Origin of the sequence: Streptomyces sp. NPDC057743, assembly GCF_042798755.1 — a bacterium.
In the GTDB taxonomy this organism is placed as follows: Bacteria; Actinomycetota; Actinomycetes; order Streptomycetales; family Streptomycetaceae; genus Streptomyces.
The window spans coordinates 25621-45594 of record NZ_JBHVJX010000017.1 but is presented as its reverse complement, the minus strand read 5'-3'; the positions used below and the strand labels follow the sequence as shown (position 1 = coordinate 45594).

General features: G+C 73.9%; 15 protein-coding genes and 5 tRNA genes. 7 read left to right on the top strand and 13 right to left on the bottom strand.

Going from position 1 to position 19974, the window contains the following annotated elements; genetic code table 11:
- Positions 1-456: a hypothetical protein gene (locus ACFVFQ_RS20700; RefSeq protein WP_383418062.1), complete on the bottom strand. Its 456-nt coding sequence runs from the start codon at positions 454-456 to the stop codon at positions 1-3.
- A gap of 173 nt (positions 457-629) precedes the next feature.
- Here ACFVFQ_RS20700 and ACFVFQ_RS20695 point away from each other — a divergent pair, with 173 nt between their 5' ends.
- A complete protein-coding gene (locus tag ACFVFQ_RS20695; protein ID WP_383418060.1) occupies positions 630-1181 on the top strand; it encodes a DsbA family protein in 552 nt (183 codons plus the stop codon).
- Between the two features lie 52 nt (positions 1182-1233).
- Here ACFVFQ_RS20695 and ACFVFQ_RS20690 read toward each other — a convergent pair whose 3' ends face one another.
- The 3 genes from ACFVFQ_RS20690 to ACFVFQ_RS20680 are packed head-to-tail and all read right to left on the bottom strand — an operon-like array spanning position 1234 to position 3993.
- Positions 1234-2064 (bottom strand): GNAT family N-acetyltransferase, encoded by an 831-nt coding sequence (locus ACFVFQ_RS20690; protein WP_383418058.1) that lies wholly within the window; start codon positions 2062-2064, stop codon positions 1234-1236.
- A gap of 37 nt (positions 2065-2101) precedes the next feature.
- Positions 2102-2926, bottom strand: coding sequence for an aminotransferase class IV (locus ACFVFQ_RS20685; RefSeq protein WP_383418056.1), 825 nt, complete (start codon positions 2924-2926; stop codon positions 2102-2104).
- A complete protein-coding gene (locus ACFVFQ_RS20680; RefSeq protein WP_383418054.1) occupies positions 2923-3993 on the bottom strand; it encodes a chorismate-binding protein in 1071 nt (356 codons plus the stop codon). Before ACFVFQ_RS20680 ends, ACFVFQ_RS20685 begins: the two co-directional genes overlap by 4 nt.
- Before the next feature lie 177 nt (positions 3994-4170).
- On the opposite strand from ACFVFQ_RS20680, the gene ACFVFQ_RS20675 reads away from it, so the two are divergent.
- From ACFVFQ_RS20675 to ACFVFQ_RS20655, 5 genes are all read left to right on the top strand, one after another.
- Positions 4171-4243, top strand: a tRNA-Gly gene (locus ACFVFQ_RS20675).
- A gap of 38 nt (positions 4244-4281) precedes the next feature.
- Positions 4282-4355: transfer RNA gene (locus tag ACFVFQ_RS20670), tRNA-Cys, on the top strand.
- 1 nt (position 4356) lies between these two features.
- Positions 4357-4428 (top strand) — tRNA-Val (locus tag ACFVFQ_RS20665).
- A 25-nt stretch (positions 4429-4453) separates the two neighbouring features.
- Positions 4454-4525: transfer RNA gene (locus tag ACFVFQ_RS20660), tRNA-Val, on the top strand.
- 39 nt (positions 4526-4564) lie between these two features.
- Positions 4565-4636, top strand: a tRNA-Val gene (locus tag ACFVFQ_RS20655).
- A 256-nt stretch (positions 4637-4892) separates the two neighbouring features.
- On the opposite strand, the gene ACFVFQ_RS20650 is transcribed toward ACFVFQ_RS20655, so the two are convergent.
- Entirely contained in the window at positions 4893-5102 is a 210-nt protein-coding gene (locus ACFVFQ_RS20650) for a hypothetical protein (protein WP_383418052.1), read from the bottom strand.
- Positions 5103-5711: 609 nt separating this feature from the next.
- Between ACFVFQ_RS20650 and ACFVFQ_RS20645 the strand changes: the two genes are divergently transcribed.
- On the top strand, positions 5712-7106 hold the full coding sequence (locus ACFVFQ_RS20645) for a serine/threonine-protein kinase (RefSeq protein ID WP_383418050.1): 1395 nt from the start codon (positions 5712-5714) through the stop codon (positions 7104-7106).
- Between the two features lie 495 nt (positions 7107-7601).
- Here the strand turns inward: ACFVFQ_RS20645 and ACFVFQ_RS20640 are convergent, their stop codons facing one another.
- The 8 genes from ACFVFQ_RS20640 to ACFVFQ_RS20605 all read right to left on the bottom strand — a co-directional run bounded on the left by ACFVFQ_RS20640 (position 7602) and on the right by ACFVFQ_RS20605 (position 19468).
- Entirely contained in the window at positions 7602-8423 is an 822-nt protein-coding gene (locus ACFVFQ_RS20640) for a TrmH family RNA methyltransferase (protein ID WP_383418048.1), read from the bottom strand.
- A gap of 53 nt (positions 8424-8476) precedes the next feature.
- Positions 8477-9718, bottom strand: coding sequence for a uroporphyrinogen-III C-methyltransferase (cobA, locus tag ACFVFQ_RS20635; protein WP_383418046.1), 1242 nt, complete (start codon positions 9716-9718; stop codon positions 8477-8479).
- Positions 9719-9893: 175 nt separating this feature from the next.
- Positions 9894-14177, bottom strand: a complete 4284-nt coding sequence (gene cobT, locus ACFVFQ_RS20630; protein WP_383418043.1) for a nicotinate-nucleotide--dimethylbenzimidazole phosphoribosyltransferase — start codon at positions 14175-14177, stop codon at positions 9894-9896.
- Between the two features lie 235 nt (positions 14178-14412).
- Positions 14413-15633 carry a precorrin-6y C5,15-methyltransferase (decarboxylating) subunit CbiE gene (gene cbiE / locus ACFVFQ_RS20625; RefSeq protein WP_383418041.1) on the bottom strand — a complete coding sequence of 407 codons (1221 nt, stop codon included), beginning with the start codon at positions 15631-15633 and terminating at the stop codon, positions 14413-14415.
- Positions 15634-15804: 171 nt separating this feature from the next.
- Positions 15805-16440, bottom strand: a complete 636-nt coding sequence (locus ACFVFQ_RS20620; protein ID WP_383418039.1) for a GNAT family N-acetyltransferase — start codon at positions 16438-16440, stop codon at positions 15805-15807.
- 284 nt (positions 16441-16724) lie between these two features.
- The gene (locus tag ACFVFQ_RS20615) at positions 16725-17582 is read right to left on the bottom strand and encodes a MetQ/NlpA family ABC transporter substrate-binding protein (RefSeq protein WP_383418037.1); all 858 of its coding nucleotides are present in this window, start codon (positions 17580-17582) and stop codon (positions 16725-16727) included.
- Positions 17583-17684: 102 nt separating this feature from the next.
- Positions 17685-18419: a methionine ABC transporter permease gene (locus ACFVFQ_RS20610; RefSeq protein ID WP_383418035.1), complete on the bottom strand. Its 735-nt coding sequence runs from the start codon at positions 18417-18419 to the stop codon at positions 17685-17687.
- The gene (locus tag ACFVFQ_RS20605; RefSeq protein WP_383418033.1) at positions 18416-19468 is read right to left on the bottom strand and encodes a methionine ABC transporter ATP-binding protein; all 1053 of its coding nucleotides are present in this window, start codon (positions 19466-19468) and stop codon (positions 18416-18418) included. The genes ACFVFQ_RS20610 and ACFVFQ_RS20605 overlap by 4 nt, the downstream gene beginning before the upstream one ends.
- Between the last annotated feature and the right edge of the window lie 506 nt (positions 19469-19974).

The following is a 19974-nucleotide window of genomic DNA, read 5'->3' as shown; positions in this document are numbered from 1 at the left end:
TCAAATCCCGTGCTTTTTCAGGATCGCTTCGATGTCCGAGAAGTCATCCTTGGGGGCAACGTCCGCGCCCGGGGCCGCGGTGGCCTTGGGGGCCTTGGTGGCCTTCTGGGCGGAGCCGAGGGAGGGCGCGGAGGCGGTCGGCGCCACCGCCGGAGCCCCGGAACCCGCCGCGGCCCGGCGCTCCTTGCGGCCCGGTATCCCGCGGCGCCGCTCGGCCAGCCTGCCGATCGCGAACAGCACCGCGGAGAGCGCGAGCACCCCGAACCCGGCCCAGACCGTGGGCTTGAAGACGATACTGGTGACCCAGTCGATGACGCCCGTCATCACCAGGCCGATCGGGATCAGGGCGAAGGCGGCGATCCGGGTCGCGGCCAGGAAACGCTTGCGGTAGGCGGTCAGCGCGGCAATGCCCAGGCCCGCTGCCGATACCGCGGCACAGACTGTCGAGGTCAGCATCCGGTCCTCCTGCCGGTCGAGGGGGCGAGCGGCCGTTCCGCGCTCACCTCCATCCTGCCCTCTCGGGCCCCTCGCAGGCCATGTTCCGACGACGACCTCAGGGAGATCTCGGGGTCGCCCTCCTCCGCAGGTCCGGGTTCCTGGCCAGGGCTGCGGGCTGGAACACTGGCCCCATGAACGACGCCGCCGTCTCCGGCCCCCACCACCCCGCCAGCCCCGCCCGCCCCGTCCTCGACGTGTGGTGCGATCTGCAGTGCCCGGACTGCGCCACCGCCCTGACCGACGTACGGGCGCTGCGCGAGCGCTTCGGCGACCGCCTGGAGATCCGGCTGCGCCACTTCCCGTTGGCCAAGCACAAGCACGCCTACGCGGCCGCCCAGGCTGCCGAGGAGGCCGTCGAGCAGGGCCAGGGCTGGCCGTACATCGAGGCGGTGCTGGCGCGGACCGAGGAGGTGGGCAAGCGCGGCGAGCAGGCGCTGCTGGACGTCGCCGGGGAACTCGGGCTGGACGCCGAGGAGATCGACACCGCCCTGATCGACGGGCGGCACCTGCTGGTGGTGGACGCCGACCAGGCCGAGGGCAAGGCGATCGGGGTCAGCGGCACTCCGACGTATGTGATCGGCGGCGAGCGGTTGGACGGTGGCAAGAGCCAGGAGGGCCTGCGGGCCCGGATCGAGGAGCTCGTCGAGCGGCTGCTGGCCGGGCAGGACGCCGCGGCGGGCTGACGCGCCGCGGCCGGCGGCGCCGGAGCGGCCCGAGATGGACGCTCCGGACCGGTCAGAGGATCGGCTTCCACAGCCGGTAGGCGGCCGTCCGGTAGCCCAGTGCGCGGTAGAGGCCGAGCGCCGGGGCGTTGTCCGGGTAGACGTTGAGCGCCAGGGAGGAGCGTCCCGCGGCCAGGGTTTCGCGTTCGGCGACGAGCATCAGGCTGCGGCCGTGCCCCTCCCCGCGGCGCTCGGGCGCGACCCGCACGTCCATGACGTAGCCGCCGGGCTGCCCGGGGAGCCGCAGGGCGAGCCAGAGGGTGCCGACCTCGCTCCCCTCGTGGACGAGGACCCGCAGTACCTGGCCGGCGGTGGCCGCACCCTCGGGGAGCAGGGCGTCGAACCCACCCGGGGAGGTCTCCTCGGCGCGCTCACGGGGCATCCCCTGGGCGGTCTCCTGCCGGATGTGCTCGGCGATCGCGGCGTCCCGCCAGGCCGCGAACTCGGCGTCGGCCAACGGGCGATCGGTGCTGCCGTCCGGGAGCGGGCCCGGGCGGGTCAGGGACCGGGACATGATGCGGCTGCGTTCGGTGTAGTTGAGGGCGGCCGAGAGGCGCACCGCGGCCTCCGCCTCCGCGGGCACGGTCAGTTCGATCTGCCGGCAGCCCCAGCCGCGCAGCACCTCCTCGGCGGCCAGCGCGGCGACCGTGGCGCGGCCGCGGTGCCGGTCGGGGGCGTCGATGGCCAGGGCCTCGATCCGCCCGGCGGTCGGCCCGAACCGGGCGTCCGTGGCCAGCTGGATCCCGCCGACCCGGCGGCTGTTGACGCAGATGTCGTAGGGGCGGGACCGACGGCCGTCGTCGTGTCGTACCTCGGGGCCCGCGGGGCGCAGAGTAGTCGTCACGAGGACTTTCTACTCGCCTGCCCGCGGCCCGTCATCATCAGCGCGGGTCGAAGTCCGCGGCCGCTTCCCGCTCGAAGATCCGCATCGCCTCGGCGGTCACCGGGCCCGGCCCGTCGGCGAGTTGGCGGCCGTCGATCCGGGTCACGGCCTGGACGTCGCGCAACGTGGAGGTCAGGAAGATCTCCTCGGCGCTCTCCAGGGCCGCGAGCGGCAGGTCGGTCTCCTTGGCGCCGGCCCAGGCGATGGTCAGGGCACGGGTGATGCCGGCCAGGCAGCCGGAGGCCAGCGGCGGGGTGTGCAGTTCGCCGTTGAGGACGACGAAGACGTTGGAACCGGTGCCCTCGCAGAGCGCGCCGGCCGTATTGGCGAACAGCGCCTCGGAGGCGCCCTGTTCACGGGCGCGGGCGAGGGCGACGACGTTCTCGCCGTACGAAGTCGTCTTCAGGCCGGCGAGGGCGCCGTGCTCGTTGCGCGTCCAGGGGACGGTGACGGCGGCGGTGGTGTCGGGCCGCCGGCCGGTCTCCGAGAGCGCGACGACCAGGGTGGGGCCGGCCTCGCCGCGGTCCGAGCCGAGCGGGGAGACGCCCCCGGTGTAGGTGATCCGCAGCCGGCCCAGGGGCATCGGGTTGGCCTCCAGGACGGCTGCGCAGCCGCGTTGGACCTCGTCGAGGTCGGGGGCGGGCAGCCCGAGACCGCGGGCGGAGGTCGCCAGGCGCTCCAAGTGGCGGGTGAGGGCGAAGGGTCGGCCCCGCTCGGCCTTGATCGTCTCGAAGACCCCGTCGCCGACCGTCAGGCCGTGATCGAAGACCGAGACCCGGGCGCCCTCGGCGTCCCGCAGCGCTCCGTCCAACCAGATCTTCATCGTTTCCGTCCTCCGCTCACTTCGTGCTCACCGGACGCTACCGCGAGCAGTCGGCGCGCCTTCAACTCGGTCTCCGCCCACTCCCGCTCGGGGTCCGAGTCCCAGATGATCCCGGCCCCGGCGCCGAACCGGAGCGCCGGGCCCTCGGGGGCGGCGCGGTCGATCCAGAACGTGCGGATGCCGACGTTGAGCCAGCCGGTGCGGCGGTCGGCGTCCACCCAGCCGATGCCGCCGCAATACGGGCCGCGCGGGGCGGTCTCCAACTCGTCGATGATCCGCAGGGCGCTGGACTTGGGGGCTCCGGTGACCGACCCGGGCGGGAAGGTGGCGTCCAGGAGGTCGGCCCAGGCCGTCTTCTCGTGGGACTCGGCCAGTTCGCCGCGCACCGTGGAGACGAGGTGGACGAGGCCCGGGTGTTCCTCCACCGCGCACAGCGCGGGCACGGTGACCGAGCCGGTGCCGCACACCCGCCCCAGGTCGTTGCGGACCAGGTCCACGATCATCACGTTCTCCGCCCGGTCCTTCTCCGAAAGGTCCGCAGCGGTGCGCCCGGTGCCCTTGATGGGGCCGGACTCGACGGTGCGGCCGTCCCGACGCAGGAAGAGCTCCGGGGAGGCGGTGGCGATCTCGACGCCGTGAGCGGGCAGCCGAATCGTTCCGGCATACGGCGCGGGGTTCCCGCGAGCCAGGACGGCGGAGAGCGCATCCACATCGGAGCGCTCCGGGTCGGGCAGCACTGCGGTCAACACCCGGCAGAGATTGACCTGGTAGACCGTGCCGGCCGCGATGTGGGCACGGATGCGGCGGACGCCGTCCGTATAGGCGGCGCGGTCCATGGAGCTGCGCCAGTCCGTCCGGGAGGGTCCACGCCAGGCATCGGGCGCGGGGGCGTCCGCGGCGGTGGCCGGCCGCACGTCGGCGAAGCGGGCGCAGACCACGCCCCCTTCGAAGTCGGCGGTCACCGCCCACCAACCCGCGGAATCCAGTGCCGCGGGATCGCTGGTGACATCGCGCAGGTCGGTGGCTATCAGCCCGCCGAAGCGGGCCATCGGAGCGAAATCGTGCACGTCAGTGAGTCTATGGCGGGGCACCGTCGATCGCCCGGGTCGAGCGAGCACCGCAGCACGCTGCACAAACGCGTTTTTGTACTGGCCCAGGAATCCGCTAGAGTTCAACACGTCGCCGGGACGCGAAAGCGCCCCGGAGGACAGGGAGCTCCCCGACCTGGTCTGGGAGAGCCACCCGCGGACGTAGCTCAGTTGGTAGAGCACCACCTTGCCAAGGTGGATGTCGCGAGTTCGAGTCTCGTCGTCCGCTCGATGTGGGGGATCATCCCGAGCCCCCTGCACACTCCTGGTGGAGTGGCCGAGAGGCGAGGCAACGGCCTGCAAAGCCGTCTACACGGGTTCAAATCCCGTCTCCACCTCCAAGGACGATTAGCTCAGCGGGAGAGCGCTTCCCTGACACGGAAGAGGTCACTGGTTCAATCCCAGTATCGTCCACTGACCTGGCACCATGCAGGTCCCCGCGCGATTAGCTCAGCGGGAGAGCGCTTCCCTGACACGGAAGAGGTCACTGGTTCAATCCCAGTATCGCGCACGCAGTACCCGCGGTGATCTACGAAATCCGCGGTCCCGAGGACGATTAGCTCAGCGGGAGAGCGCTTCCCTGACACGGAAGAGGTCACTGGTTCAATCCCAGTATCGTCCACCGGAAATCCAAGGGCCGGAGCGAGAAGCTCCGGCCCTTGGTGTTTGTTCAAAGGGGTGCCTCGGGGGGCAACTTCCGCGGGCAGGCGGGCAGTTCGGAGAGCGCGCAGCGTTTTTGGTGCTCTGCCCGGAAAGCCCGATGGCCGGGCATCTCCCCAGATGCCCGGCCACTCGTGCCGTCCGCCGCACCCCCGTCCCCACGGGGTTTCGGTCGGAAGTCCCCGTCCCGGGCCGCTCTCCCGGGACCGGGGCGCCGCTCAGCGCCCCAGCATTCCGACCACGGACGACGCCTGTGTGACGACGGCCTCCCAGCCGCCGAAGACCACGGCCAGGAGGAACGCCAACGGCAGCACCATGGCGACCGCGACGAGGGGATGCCGGGTGCCCGAGGGCCGGGTGCCGCCGAACGCGGTGGTGGCCCTGCGGCCCCGCGTCCGGAGGGCCGTCCGCCCCGTGCTGTCCGCCATCGAACCCGCTCCTGTCGTGATCCAGGGCGGCGGGCGTCTGACCTCGGGGGACGAGTGCTGCGCCCGCCGCTTGACCTCAAGCCTAGGTGCGCGGGAAAGGCCGGGCGTCATGCCGTCGTACCGCTTGTCGGGCCTCCAGGAGGATGATGGGGCGGGGCCCGCCGTACTCCCCTGGGTGGAGAGCGGGGAGCGGAACCCTGGGAGATCCCTGAGAGGGGCGCGCGACGCGGGGACAGGGCGCACGGCGGGCGGAGAGGATTACCGGTTGCACCGGCGTCGAAACGGTGACTTCGATCACGCGGGGCGCTCCCCCGCGCGCCGCTGCGCGGACAGCGGCGCGAAATCCGCGGCGTCCGCCGGGTCCGTCGCGCCGTCACCTTTCTTACCGTCAAATTCCGTTGAGAAAGGGATCATTGGGGCCACGCACGGGTAGCGAGGCGGCAGGGCGGAGCGAATTCCTTCCGTGTGGCGGGGATCGCGGCGGCCACCGGTAATCCGGTTACCGACGCATGCGCGGCCTCTCAGCACAGCGAGCCGTCAATCCGTAAGCTGTGCCACGTCAGACGGTTGAGCGGAGTGGGGCCTCCCCACCGCAGGCAGGGGACGGACATGGCGATGATGCGGCTCCGGCGCGAGGACCCGCGTGTCGTCGGATCGTTCCGGCTGCACCGCCGGCTCGGCGCTGGCGGGATGGGCGTGGTCTACCTCGGCTCGGACAAGCGCGGGCAGCGGGTCGCGTTGAAGGTGATCCGGCCGGATCTGGCGGAGGATCAAGAGTTCCGGTCGCGGTTCGCCCGCGAGGTCTCGGCGGCCCGACGGATCCGCGGCGGCTGCACGGCCCGGCTGGTGGCGGCCGATCTGGACGCCGACCGCCCGTGGTTCGCGACCCAGTACGTCCCCGGGCCCTCGCTGCACGACAAGGTGAACGAGGAGGGGCCGCTCTCCCCCGCGCAGGTCGCCGCCGTCGGCGCCGCGTTGTCCGAGGGGTTGCTGGCCGTCCACGACGCGGGCGTGGTGCACCGGGACCTGAAGCCGTCCAACATCCTGCTGTCGCCCAAGGGGCCGCGGATCATCGACTTCGGGATCGCCTGGGCGACCGGGGCCAGCACGCTGACGCACGTCGGGACGGCGGTCGGCTCGCCCGGCTTCCTGGCGCCCGAGCAGGTGCGCGGCGCCGCGGTGACGCCGGCCACCGACATCTTCTCGCTGGGCGCCACGCTGGCGTACGCCTGCACCGCGGACTCGCCGTTCGGGCAGGGCAGTTCGGAGGTCATGCTCTACCGCGTCGTCCACGAGGAGGCGCACCTGGCAGGGGTGCCGGACGCGCTGGCGCCGCTGCTCGCGGCGTGCCTCGCCAAGGATCCGGCGGACCGGCCCAGCACGCTGTCGCTGTCGCTGCGGCTGAAGGAGATCGCGGCCCGTGAGGCGCACGGGTTGTCGGGCGGGACGTGGGAGAACGGGCCCGGGAGCGGGGACGGTTGGGGGCGCGCCGAGCGGCGGCCGTCGGAGCGTCCGACCGGGCAGCGGGCAGAGGAGTACGCGCGGCAGCGGACGGAGCGGGGTACGGGGGGCGCGTCCGGGGGGCGGCCGCGGCCGGCCCGCCCGGCGGCGGCCAGGGAGGCGGTGGCGCGGGACTCGGCCGCGCGGGATTCGGCGGCGCGGGCGCAGGGCCCGGCGTCGGGGGCGAATCCGCGGACCGGCGGGCGCAACGGGGGGCGGGGGCCAACCTCCCGTCCTACGGGGCGAAACGGTTCGCGTCCTGCGGTGCGTACCGGCTCTGGTGGCCGGCGGCCGGGGCCGGACCGGCGGCTGCTGAGACAGCGCGTCGTGGTGTTCGTGGTGGTGACGTTGCTGGTGGCGCTGGGGATCGCGGCCGCCCAGGGGTGCCAGGGGCCGGCCCGCGGGCTGGGCGGCGAGCGGCCGGTGAGCGTGGCGTCGTATGAGGGTGGGGGCTCGGGTGCGGGTGCGGGTGCCGGTGGCCGAGTGGCTGGGGAGTTGGGTTGAGGCTGGTGGGGTCGGGGGCCTCGCGCGCTTGTGCCTCCCGTCCCTGATGCGGGATCAGGGGTGAGGCACTCCGTCGTGTTGGTTGGTGGTGGGGGTGGCTGAGGGGTGTCCCCTAGGGGGTGCGTGGGCCCCCTGCGGAGCCACAACTGGTTTGGGGGTGGGGGTTATTCCGTGTGAAGGCGCGGCGTGGGGCTGTTTCGCGGGTGGGGCGGGGCCGGGCGGTCCATGGGTGAGGACGGCTGGGCGTTCCGCGGCGGGGCGGGGCCGGGTGTTCCGTAGGCGGGCGAGGCCGGGCAGGGTCCATGCATGGGGAAGGCTGGGCGTTCCGTAGGCGGGCGAGGCCAGGCGGGGTCGATGCGTGGGGAAGGCTAGGCGTTCCGCAGGTGGGCGGGCCGGGCGATCCATGTGTGGGGAAGGTCAGGCGTTGCGTGGGTGGGCGAGGCCGGGCGATCCATGCGTGGGTGGGGCCGGGTGGTGCGTGGGTGGGGTGTTGGGTTACTTCGTGGGTGGGTGGGGGGCGGTGACCGCGTAGAAGGAGACTGCGGCGGCGGCGCCTACGTTGAGGGAGTCGATGCCGTGGGCCATGGGGATGCGGACCCATGCGTCGGCGGCGCGGAGGGCGCCCGAGGTGAGGCCGCCGCCCTCCGCGCCGAGCATGAGGGCGACGCGTTCGAGGGTGTGCGGGGCCGCCTCGTTGAGGTCGGTGGCGCCTTCGGCCGGGGTCAGGGCGAGCAGGCGGAAACCGGCCTCCCGTACGGCGGACAGGTCGCGCGGCCAACTCTCCAACCGGGCGTAGGGGACGGAGAACACCGCGCCCATGGAGACCTTCACCGAGCGGCGGTAGAGGGGGTCGGCGCAGTCCGGGGAGAGGAGGACCGCGTCCATCCCGAGGGCGGCGGCGCTGCGGAAGATGGCGCCGATGTTGGTGTGGTCGTTGACCGCCTCCATGACCGCGATCCGGCGGGTGCCGGCGAGGAGTTCGGCGGCGGTGGGCAGCGGTTTGCGCTGCATCGAGGCGAGGGCGCCGCGGTGCACGTGGTAGCCCGTCACGCGCTCGGCGAGGTCCGGGCTGACGGCGTAGACCGGGGCCGGGACCTCGTCGATGACGTCGCGCATCACGTCGACCCACTTGGACGAGAGGAGCATCGAGCGCATTTCGTAACCGGCGTGCCGGGCGCGGCGGATGACCTTCTCGCCCTCGGCGATGAAGAGTCCTTCGGCCGGTTCGCGCCGGCGGCGCAGCTCGACGTCGGTGAGGTCGGTGTAGTCGCGCAGCCGCGGGTCGTCCGGGTCCTCGACGGTGATGATTTCTGCCACGGGGAGAGGGTGCCTTGTCGGTGTCGGAGTGCCAAGGGGCGGGCGCGCGGGGGCTATTCGGCGACGGAGGCGGGCGGGGTGAGGCCGACCACGTCGCCGACGACGATGACGGCGGGCGGGCGGACACCCTCGGCCCGTACGGTCTCGCCGAGGGTGGCGAGGGTGGCGTCCACGCGGCGCTGGGCGGCGGTGGTGCCCTCCTGGACGACGGCGGCGGGGGTGTCGGCGGAGCGGCCGCACGCTATGAGCTTGGCGGCGATGGCGCCGCTGTTCTCCACGCCCATGAGGATGACGAGGGTGCCGCGCAGCTTGGCGAGCGCCGGCCAGTCGACCAGGGAACGCTCGTCGTCGGGGGCGACATGGCCGCTGACGACGGTGAACTCGTGGGCCACCCCGCGGTGGGTGACGGGGATGCCGGCGGCGCCGGGGACGGAGATGGTGCTGGAGATGCCGGGGACGACGGTGCAGGGGATGCCGGCCTCGGCGAGCGCCTGGGCCTCCTCCATGCCGCGGCCGAAGACGAACGGGTCGCCGCCCTTGAGGCGGACCACGGCCTTGCCGGCCTTGGCGTGCTCGATGAGGGCGTTGTTGATGGCCTCCTGGGCCATGAAGCGGCCGTACGGGATCTTCGCGGCGTCGATCACCTCGACGTGCGGCGGGAGTTCGGCGAGCAGGTCGCGCGGGCCGAGCCGGTCGGCGATGACGACGTCGGCCTCGGCGAGCAGGCGGCGGCCGCGGACGGTGATCAGGTCGGGGTCGCCGGGGCCGCCGCCGACCAGCGCCACCGAGGGGGTGTGCGGGCGGCGGTGGTGCGGGGCGGCGAGGCTGCCGTCGCGCAGGCCCTCGACGATGGCGTCGCGGACGGCGGCGGAGCGGCGCGGGTCGCGGCCGGTGAGGACGGCCACGGTGACGCCCTCGCTGCGGCCGGTGGCCGGGGTCCAGGCGGTGGCGGCCTCGGCGTCGTCGGAGCGGACCGCCCAGACGCGGCGTTCCTCGGCCTCCTGGGAGGCGGCGGCGTTGGCCTCGGGGTCGTCGGTGGAGATCAGCGCGTACCAGGCGCCGTCGAGGTCGCCGGGGCGGTAGCGGCGGCGTTCCCAGCGCAGTTCGCCGGTGTCGGCCATGGCTTCGACGGAGGCGGTGGCGGACGGGGAGATCAGCAGCACGTCGGCGCCGGCGGCGAGCAGCGCGGGCAGGCGGCGCTGGGCGACCTGGCCGGCGCCGAGGACGACCACGCTACGGCCGGAGAGCCGCAGTCCGACGGGGTAGGCGACGTGTTCGGCGGCGGGCTCGGCCATGGTGGTGTGGCTCCTCGTGGAGTGGTGCGAGTTCGACGACCGTGTCAGTCGCTGCGGCGCCGGAGCGGCTGAGAGGGGGACGGCCGAGGGGGACGTACGGCCCCGGCCCACAGCCTATGGGGCTGCGGGCCGGGGGTCATGCGGGGGCGGCCGGGTATCGGCCGGGCCCCGGTGTTCAGCTCTTTTCGGTGACCCCGGCGGCGTCGAAGGTGGCGACCTCGTGCATGGCGCGGGCGGCGCTCTGCACGACGGGGAGGGCGAGCAGGGCGCCGGTGCCCTCGCCGAGCCGCAGGTCGAGGTCGACCAGCGGGCGCAGGCCGAGCTTGTTGAGCGCGGCGACGTGGCCGGGCTCGGCGCTGCGGTGGCCGGCGATGCAGGCGGCCAGCGCCTCGGGGGCGATGGCCCGGGCGACCAGGGCGGCGGCGCCGGCGCTGACGCCGTCCAGGATCACCGGGGTGCGCAGCGAGGCGCCGCCGAGGATCAGGCCGACCATGGCCGCGTGCTCCAGGCCGCCGAGGGCGGTGAGGATGCCGATCGGGTCGGCCGGGTCCGGCTGGTGGAGCTCCAGGGCGCGGCGGACCACCTCGACCTTGCGGGCGTGCGTCTCGTCGTTGATGCCGGTGCCGCGGCCGGTGACCTCGGTCGGGTCGACGCCGGTGTAGGCGGCGATCAGGGCGGCCGAGGCGGTGGTGTTGGCGATGCCCATCTCGCCGGTCAGCAGCGCCTTGTTGCCGGCCGCGACGAGGTCGCGGGCGGTCTCGATGCCGACCTCGATGGCCTTGAGGGCGTCCTCCTGGGTCATCGCCGGGCCCTGGGTGAAGTCGGCGGTGCCGGGGCGGACCTTGCGGGGCAACAGGCCGGGGGTGGCCGGGAGTTCACCGGCGACGCCGACGTCGACGACGCAGACCTCGGCGCCGACCTGGTTGGCGAAGGCGTTGCAGACCGCGCCGCCGCCCAGGAAGTTGGCGACCATCTGGCCGGTGACCTCCTGGGGCCAGGGGGTCACGCCCTGGGCGTGCACGCCGTGGTCACCGGCGAAGATCGCGACCGCGGCCGGCTCCGGGATGGGCGGCGGGCACTTGCGGGACAGGCCGCAGAGCTGCGCGGAGATGATCTCCAGCATGCCGAGCGCGCCGGCCGGCTTGGTCATCCGCTTCTGCCGCTCCCACGCCTCGCCGAGCGCCTTGGCGTCCAACGGGCGGATGCCGGCGAGGGTTTCCTGGAGGAGGTCGTGCGGGTCCTCGCCCGGGAGGGCGCGGCGGCCGTAGGTCTCCTCGTGGACGACCCAGGACAGCGGGCGGCGCTTGGACCAGCCGGCCTGGAGGAGCTCGGGGTCGTCGGGGAACTCGTCGACGTAGCCGACGCAGAGGTAGGCGACGACTTCGAGGTGTTCGGGCAGGCCCAGTTCGCGGACCATCTCCCGCTCGTCGAAGAAGCTGACCCAGCCGACGCCCAGGCCCTCGGCGCGGGCGGCGAGCCAGAGGTTCTCGACGGCGAGCGCGGAGGAGTACGGGGCCATCTGCGGCTGGGTGTGCCGGCCGAGGGTGTGCCGGCCGCCGCGGGTGGAGTCGGCGGTGACGACGATGTTCACCGGCGTTTCGAGGATCGCCTCGATCTTCAGCTCGCGGAACTGCTTGGCGCGGGCCTTGGGCAGCGACTGGGCGTACGCCTCGCGCTGCCGCATGGCGAGCTCGTGCATCTTGGCGCGGGTCTCGTCGGACCGGATGACGACGAAGTCCCAGGGCTGGGAGTGGCCGACGCTGGGCGCGGTGTGGGCCGCCTCCAGGACGCGCAGCAGGACCTCGTTGGGGATCGGGTCGGGGCGGAAGCCGTTGCGGATGTCGCGGCGTTCGCGGATGACGCGGTGGACGGCGGCGCGCTCGGAGTCGTCGTAGGCGGCCGCGGGGGCGGTCGCCGGCTCGGGCTCCGCGGCGGGGGCCTGGCCCTCGTCGGCGGGGTGCGCGTCGTCGCCCTCGACGTGCTCGACGAACTGGGCGTCGTCCTGCGCGTGCGGGCGGTCGTCGGCCTCGGCCGGGACGAGCGGATCGGGGGTGGGAGCCTGCGGGGCCTCGGCGGCGGGCTCCTGCGGGGTGGCTTCGGCGGCGGCCGGGACGGGGTCCGGCTCGTCGGTGGCCTGGGCCGGGATCTGGGGGGCGGCGGCCGGCGCCTCGGGGGCGGTGGTCTCGTCGGCGGCCTCGGGCTGCGCGGGGGCCTCAGTCGGAGCGACGTCGGCGGCCTCGGGCTGCGCCGTCGGCTGCGCGTCGGCCGGGGCGGCCGGCGGCTGCGCGGGCTCCGCGGCCGGCTGTTGGGCCTCGGCGTCCGCGTCCGCGGTGGGCTGCGACTGGCCGGCTGCGTCCTGGGGTTGGGCCTCGGGCGTCTCTATTACGGGCTGTTGGGCGGCCGGTTGGGCGTCGGCCTCGGTGGCGTCCGTGGGGGTCGGCGCGGCCTCGGTGGACTGCTGGTCGGCGGCGGGCTGTGGGGCCTCGGCGGCGGGCTGTTCGGGCTGTTGAGCCGGCTGTTCCGGGGCGTCGGCGGGCTCGGTGGCCTCGACGGTGGCCTCGGGGGCCGGTGCTTCCGCGGCCTCGGGGGTGGGCTGCGGGGCGGTGGCCGCCTCGGGCTGCGGCTGGTCCGGGGCGGGGGCCGGTGCCTGGTCCGCGGGGGCGTCGGCCGGCTGTGGAGCGGCGGGCTGCTCGGCCGGTTCCGCGGGGGCCGGGGCGGGCTCGGCGACCGGCGGCTGGCCGGCGGCCTCGGGGGCGGGCGCCTGAGCCGCCGCCTCGGGCTGCTGCGGTGCGGCCGGGACGGGGTCCTGGGCGGCCGGGACGGTGTCGGCGGCGGGCTGCTCGGGGGTCGGCTGGGGCTGGGCCTGCGGGGCGGCGGGCTCGGCGGCGTCGACGTGCTGGGCGGCGGCGGCCTGCTGAGCGGCGTCGACCGCCGGTTCTGCGGCCGCGGCCGGGGCCGCAGTTGGGGCCGGGGCCTCGGTCTGGGGCGACGGCTGCTCGGCGGGGGCCGGAGCGGCGGTGGCCTCGGGGGCGCCGGCCTCCGTGGGGGCCTCCACCGGAGCACCCTGCTCGGCCGGAGCGTCCTGGGTGGCGACACCGGTCGCGTCCACGACGACGGGAGCGGCGGCACCCTCGGCACCGTCGACGGCCTCAGGGGCGACGGTCTCCACCGCCGGCTCCTGCTGCGGCTGTTCCGTGGGCATCTCCTGCGGCTGCTCCGCCTGCACGGACTCGGCCTGCTGCATCTGCTCCGCCGCCGCCTGCGCCACCGCGGCCTGCTCGGCCGGCAGTTGCTCGGCGGGGGGCTGCTCAACGGACGGCTGCTCGGCCGGCAGGTGTGCGGCCGGCGGCTGCTCGGTGGGCAGCGCACCACCTTGGACGTCGGGCTGAACGTTCGGCTGGATGCCCGCCTGGACATCCTCCTGGGCGTCCTGCGGCACCGGTGCGACCGGCGGCTGGGCCTGCGAACCGGGGCCCTGCGGCGCCTGGTTGGCGGGCGCCTGGACCTCCGGCGTCGGGCCCTGCGGCGCGAGCGCATCCACCGCGGCCTGGGCGGGCGCCTCCGGCCACGGCTGCGCCTGGACCGGCGCGTGGGAAGGAATCTGGCCCAACTGCGGCCCGGGCAACGGGCCTTGCCCCGCGGCCCCGTAGGACTGCTCGGCGTACGCCTGCCCCACGTAGGGCTGCTGGCCGGGCGTCGGCAGCGGTGCGGCCGGCGGGGTCTGGTGGGCGGCGGCCTCGGGCGCGACGGGCTGCGGGGAGGGCTGGCCGGGCGCCGCACCGTCGGCAACGGGCTGCGCGGCGGCGGGCTGCGGCTCCACGGGCTGGCCCTCGGCGGGCTGCGGGAGCGGCTGGGCGGTCTCGACGGGGGCGTCGAGGTACTCGGGGCCGGGGGCCGCGGCGGCCTGGCGGGCGGCCTGCTGGGGCGCCTCCGCGGGGCCGCGGTCGGCCAGCGAGCGGACCACGCCGCCGGTCGCGTCCGGGACCGGCGGGCCCATGTGGAGCGGGCGGCGGGGCGCGGCGGCACCGCGGGCGCGAGCCGGCTGCTGGGGCGCGGCGGGCGGCGGGACGCGGACGGCGCCGAGGTCGACGGAACCGGAATCCCGGCCGCCGGTCTCGTGGTCGCCGACCGGGGCGGCCACCGGTTCGTAGGCGGCGGGGGCGCCGGTGGCGGGGTCGTACGGTGCGGCCGGCTGCGGCGGTACGGCCTGCGGCTGCGGGAGTTGCTGCGCGGGCTGCGGCGTCTGCTGGGCGCCCTGCTCGCTCCAGGCGCCCTGGGCGCCCGGCATCAGCAGGTCGTCCTCCTCGACGGCGCCGTCACCGGGGCCGAGGTAGGGGTAGTCGCCGGGGTGCTGGGCGGAGCCGGGGTCGGCAGGGGCGGGAACGGCCTGCGGCTGCCCCCGGTGTCCGCCTGCGCTCTCCGGCTGTCCCTGGCCCGGGACCTGGCCGGTGTCGGTCATGCGTACCCCTCGCCCACTGCTAGTGCTCCTTCCAACCGCTCGTGCGACGCGCCGACCGGTGCGCACCGACGCCCCAATAGCGAGAACGAGCGAGCACGCCTCCCGGCACGTCCGCCCTCAAGAGCTTCATTTTCGTCCAAAACCACGGCAAATTCGGGATATTGGCGTACGAAGCCGAACGCGGAACGGCGGCGCAACGATCCGCCAGCCTACCCCGCGCGGGTGCTCTTCCTGGTCACGGGTGAGGAACGCGATAGCCGCTCAGCAAAAACACCACAGCGCGTTCACGTTCGACCCAAACGGAAGTGTCCAGTTCTACCGACTGGAGAAGGGCGCACTCGACTTCGTAACCGCCGTCGGCGAGCGCGCGGCCCAGTTCCTCGGCCTCGTCGCGGGTGGCGGCGTGGGTGACGATCCGTTCGGGGCGGCGGGCCGCGCAGGCGGTGACCACGGCCACTCCCCCGGCGCCGATCCGCACCACGTCGGGCTCGGGGAGGTCCTCCAGGATCTGCGGCGCGCGGCCCTGCACGGCCTGGAGTTGGACGCCGTGCCGGCGGGCCAGGGCGGCGGCGCGGTCGCAGGCGTCGGGGTCGGCATCGACCGCGATGACCGCGGCGCCGAACCGCGCGGCCTCCACCGCCGCGGCCCCGCTGCCGGAGCCGATGTCCCAGACCAGGTCGCCCATCCGCGGCCCGAGGCGGGCGAGTTGGGCGGTGCGCAGTGGGACGGACTCGCCCTCGCCGAGCGCCCCTCCGTAGGCGCGGGCCGGAAGTCCCCAGCCGCGCGGGCCCGTCGGGTAGCCGACCTCATGGCCGGCGAGCCAGCCGGTGCCCTGTGCGGCGGCGCCGGCGGGCGAACCTCCCACGACGATCACGACGTTGGGGTCGCGCCATACGTGGTCGGCGACCTTGTCGGATGTGAGGACGGTCACCCGTTCCCGTTCGGTGCCGAGGTCCTCGCAGATGACGAAGGTGCGGTGCACGCCGTCCAGGAGGAGGGCGAGTTCGGCGGGGCCGGCGCCGGGCGAGGTGAGCACCGCGACCTTGGGGTGGGCGCGGCAGACGTTGACCGCGCGGCGCAGGTCGCGGCTGTGGGCGACGACGATCTGGGCGTCGTCCCAGGGCATGCCGGCCCGGGCGAAGGCGGCGGCGACGGAGGAGACGGCCGGCACCACCTCGACCTCCAGGCCGTACTCGGGGGCGCGCAGGGTGCGCACGACGCCGAAGAAGCCGGGGTCGCCGTCGGCGAGGACGACGGCGGTGCCGCGGTGCTGGGCGATGCGGCGGGCGGCCAGGGTGACGCTGCCGAGCCGGATCCGTTCGGCGGCCGGCGGGACCTCGGGCAACGCGAGGTGGTGGGCGGCGCCGGCGACCAGGGTCGCGGCGCCGAGGGCGGCGCGGGCGACTGCGGTCAGCGGAGAGCCGTCCCATCCGATCACCGTGACCCGGTCGGCCATGCTGGTCTGTCTCCTGGGGGCTGGTGGGGTTTCCGGGGGGCGGCTGGCGGGCGCGGCGGCCGGCCTGCGGGGGCGCTGCGGGGTGCGGGTCCGCGCTGGTGAGGGCGGGCCCGGCCGGTGTCCGGCAGGCCGAGGGTACCGCGAGGGTGGCGGGCGGGAGGTGGCGCGGGGTCAGTTCCACTCGGGGTAGGCGAAGCCGTTGGCGTCGACCATCTGGGGCGGGAGCCCGTCGAGGTCCTCGGGGAGCAGGCTCCAGACGATCTGGTCCGTGCGGAGGTCGGTCCAGGTGCCGTCCTCGGCGCGGTTCCGGGCTATGCAGGCGTTGCGCAGCACGCCCTCGCTGATGCAGCCGATCTTCTGGGCGACCTGTTGGGAGGCGGTGTTGCCGGCGGCGGTGCGCAGCTCCAGGCGCTCGAACTTCTGGTCCTGGAAGAGCCAGCGGGCGGTGGCGAGGGCGGCCTCGGAGGCGTATCCCTCGCCGCGGGCCCAGGAGGCGACGATGTAGGAGAGTTCGGTGGAGCGAACGCGCCAGTTGGTGCGGCTGAGTTGGATGATGCCGACGAGGCGCTGGGTGAGGAACTCGGTGACCGCGAGGTCCAGGCCGCGGCCCGCGATGCGTTCGGTGGGGGCGTATCTGGTGATCCAGGCGCGGGCGGCGTCCTCGGAGTACGGCTGGGGCACCGCGGTCCAGGCGGCGATGAGTTCGTCGTCCATCATCGCGGCCAGGGCGGGGGCGTCGTCCTCGTCGAGCGGGCGCAGCACCAACCGGTCCGTGCTGAGGGAGATGTCCGGGAAGGTGGATGTCATGCCGATGCTCCAACGCCGTTGACTGGGTGCTCCCGAACGTCGCGCGGGCCGTGTGCACCGCGCGGCCGGGGCCGTCCTGACCGTCTTTGAATGCACCAGCATGCAGCATCGGCCGGCGGGCGTGCCACGCGCGGGCGGGCGGGGGCGCGGGGTGGGGCGGGCGGGGGCCACTGACCAGTCCCGCCCACCCCCCGAAGGGGGGTGGGCGGCGGGGAAAAAACAGGAGGCGCGGGTGGGCGGCGGGCTATAAGGGGACGGCCCACCCGCCCCGTAGGCGTCAGCCCTTAACCCTTAACCGGGCCGAAGGCCGGAATGACCGAGCCGTCCTTGTACTTGTCCTCGATGAACTTCTTGACCTCGTCGGAGTTGAGGAGCTTGGCCAGCTTCTTCACCCGCGGGTCGTCCTCGTTGCCCTTCTTGACGGCGAGGAAGTTGGCGTAGGGGTTGCCCTTCGCCTTCTCCAGGGCGAGGGCGTCCTTGGAGGGCTTGAGGTGGGCGCCGACCGCGAAGTTGCCGTTGATGACGGCGGCTTCGACGTCGGCCAGGCGCGGCGCGGTCTGCGCGGCCTCCAACTCGGTGATCTTGATGCCCTTGTTGTCCTTGACGTCGGTCAGCTTGGCGTCGGAGCCGACGCCCGGCTTGAGGGTGATAACGCCGTTGTCGGCGAGCAGCTTGAGCGCGCGGCCCTCGTTGGACGGGTCGTTGGGGACCGAGACGGTGTCGCCGGCCTTGAGGTCGGAGAGCTTGTGGATCTTGTTGGAGTAGACGCCCAGCGGCTCGATCTCGACGTTGACGACCGGGACGATGTGGGTGCCGTTCTCCTTGTTGAAGGTGTCCAGGAACGGCTTGTGCTGGAAGAAGTTGGCGTCGACCTGGCCGTCGTCGGTGACCTTGTTGGGCATCTTGTAGTCGTTGAACGTCTTCACGACCAACTTGAGGCCGACCTGCGGCGCCAGCTTGTCCTTGACGTAGTCGAGGATCGTGGCGTGTGGGGTGGGGCTGGCGGCGATGACGAGCGGGGCGTTCTTGTCGTTCTTGTCGCCGCTCGCGGTGGCGTCGGAGGGGGCGCTGCACGCGCTCGCGCCGAGCGCGACGGCGGAGGCGGCGGCTATCGCCACGGTGATCTTGATGGTGTTACGCACGAAGAGTGCCTCTTTCTTGTGCACACGGGGTCCGTGTGGGCTTCGCCCGGCAAAGGGTCCGGGCTTGCGGGTGACGCGGATGCTACGGGGTGCTGCCCGGGGTCAGGCAGCCTCGGTGACCGGCGCCGGCTCCTCGGTGCGGACCCGGCGCAGGCCGACCCGCAGGGAGGAGGCCCGGGCGCCGCGGCGGGCGAGCCGGCGGACGATCAGGTCGCCGAGCAGCTGGACGACGGTGACGATGACGATCAGCTCGACCACGGTGATGATCATGAGCGAGGTCTCGTACTGCTGGTAGCCGTAGGTGTAGGCGAGGTTGCCGAGTCCGCCGCCGCCGACCGCACCGGCGATCGCCGAGTAGCCGATCAGCGTGATGACGGTGGTGGTGACGGCGGCGATCAGGGCCGGCAGCGCCTGCGGGAGCAGCACCTTGAAGATGATGGTCCAGGTGCCGCCGCCCATCGCCTGGGCGGCCTCGACCAGCCCGTTGTCGACCTCCCGCAGCGCGGCCTCGACGAGGCGGGCGAAGAACGGGATGGCCGCGATGGCCAGCGGGACCACGGCGCCGGTCGGGCCGATGGAGACGCCGACGACGAGCCGGGTGAAGGGGATCAGCACCACGATCAGGATCAGGAACGGGAAGGACCGCCCGATGTTCACGACCGCGCCGAGGGCCTTGTTCACCACGACGTTCTGGAGCAGGCCGCCGCGGACGGTCAGGTGCAGCAGGACGCCGACGGGGATGCCGATGAGGACCGCGTAGAACGTGGACCACCACACCATGAAGAGGGTGTCGAGGGTGGCGTCGGACAGCAGCGGCTGCATGTCGTTCCAGCTCACTGGGCACCTTCCTTCTGGAGCGGGGTGGTGGACGTCGGGTCGGCGTCCTCGCCGACGACGTCCACCTGGAGGCCCTGCTCGCGCAGGAAGCCGATGGGCACGACGTTGTCCTCGAAGCGGCCGGGCAGCTCGATGCGCATCCGGCCGACCTGCTTGCCACCGATGGTGTCCATGGCGGCACCGAGGATGGAGACGTCGACGTTGTAGGTGCGGGCCAGCTCGGAGATGACCGGGCGGGTGGCGGCCGAGCCGTGGAAGGTGACGTCGACGACGGTGCGGTCCTCGGCGGAGGGCTCGCCGCCGACCGGGAACAGCTCCCGGGCGAGCTCGGAGCCGGGGGTGGCGAGGAGATCGGCGACGGTGCCCTGCTCGACGATCCGGCCGCCCTTCATCAGCGCGGCGGAGTCGCAGATGGTCTTGACGACGTCCATCTCGTGCGTGATGAGGACGACGGTCAGGCCGAGCTGCCGGTTGAGGTCGCGCAGCAGCGTCAGGATGGAGCGGGTGGTCTCCGGGTCGAGGGCGCTGGTGGCCTCGTCGGAGAGCAGCACCTTGGGGTCGCCGGCCAGCGCGCGGGCGATGCCGACGCGCTGCTTCTGGCCGCCGGAGAGCTGGGCGGGGTAGGCGTGGGCCTTGTCGGCGAGGCCGACCAGGTCCAGCAGCTCCAGGGCCTTGCGGGCGCGGTCGCGGCGGGAGACCTTGAGGATCTCCAGCGGCAGTTCGACGTTGTCCTGGACGGTGCGCGAGGACAGCAGGTTGAAGTGCTGGAAGACCATGCCGATGTGGCTGCGCGCGGCGCGCAGCGCGGCATTGGCGCGCTGGCCCCGTCCGCCGAGGGCGGTGAGGTCCTGACCGGCCACGGTGACCGTGCCGGAGGTGGGGCGCTCCAGGAGGTTGAGGCAGCGGATGAGGGTGGACTTACCGGCGCCGCTCTGACCGATGACGCCGTACACCTCGCCCTCGCGGACGTGTAGGTCGACGCCGTCCAGGGCGGTGACCTCGCGGCCTCCGGATCGGTAGACCTTGGTCAGGCCCGTTGTGGTGATCACAGGGAATTCCGTCACTGTCGAGTGCTCGGCGGCTGGCCCGCCGGGCACGGGGCATTCTGGCGAGTGCGGCAGGGGAAAACGGGGAGCGTCGAAGGGCACGGGGGCCCGGCTCCTGGTTCCGGTGACGCGGGGCGGCCGAAGGGCGCGTGCTGCGTCGTCCGGCTCATGGCGGAAGGCTCGCTTCGGGGCGCGAGGCGTAAGGCGGGGGCCCTCAGCGGTCACACATTCGACACATGCAACGAGCACCGGGCATGAGGAATGCCTCGGTCGCGGGGGTGCGGCGGCTCGTCGTGGTCATGGCGGTCAGTAAACCAGACGGCGGTGTGGCCGAATCAAGCCTGTCCGCATAACGGACAGCGCCGCTCGTCCCGTGGACCGGGCCGCCGGAGCCGGACGATCTCGGTGCGGTCGCCGGTGGCCTGGGCGGATGTCGCCGGGGGCGCGGGGCCCGGCGACCAGGCCGGCGGGCGGGGGCGGTGCGGGCTGTGGCCAACACCACGGTCGGC

What these genes read in the sequence shown, in the direction of transcription:
- ACFVFQ_RS20695 (WP_383418060.1), top strand. Translation starts at nt 630, where the DNA reads ATGAACGACGCCGCCGTCTCCGGCCCCCACCACCCCGCCAGCCCCGCC.
- ACFVFQ_RS20620 (WP_383418039.1), bottom strand. Translation starts at nt 16,440, where the DNA reads ATGACATCCACCTTCCCGGACATCTCCCTCAGCACGGACCGGTTGGTG.
- ACFVFQ_RS20650 (WP_383418052.1), bottom strand. Translation starts at nt 5,102, where the DNA reads ATGGCGGACAGCACGGGGCGGACGGCCCTCCGGACGCGGGGCCGCAGG.
- ACFVFQ_RS20685 (WP_383418056.1), bottom strand. Translation starts at nt 2,926, where the DNA reads ATGAAGATCTGGTTGGACGGAGCGCTGCGGGACGCCGAGGGCGCCCGG.
- ACFVFQ_RS20700 (WP_383418062.1), bottom strand. Translation starts at nt 456, where the DNA reads ATGCTGACCTCGACAGTCTGTGCCGCGGTATCGGCAGCGGGCCTGGGC.
- cbiE (WP_383418041.1), bottom strand. Translation starts at nt 15,633, where the DNA reads ATGGCCGACCGGGTCACGGTGATCGGATGGGACGGCTCTCCGCTGACC.
- cobT (WP_383418043.1), bottom strand. Translation starts at nt 14,177, where the DNA reads ATGACCGACACCGGCCAGGTCCCGGGCCAGGGACAGCCGGAGAGCGCA.
- ACFVFQ_RS20645 (WP_383418050.1), top strand. Translation starts at nt 5,712, where the DNA reads ATGGCGATGATGCGGCTCCGGCGCGAGGACCCGCGTGTCGTCGGATCG.
- cobA (WP_383418046.1), bottom strand. Translation starts at nt 9,718, where the DNA reads ATGGCCGAGCCCGCCGCCGAACACGTCGCCTACCCCGTCGGACTGCGG.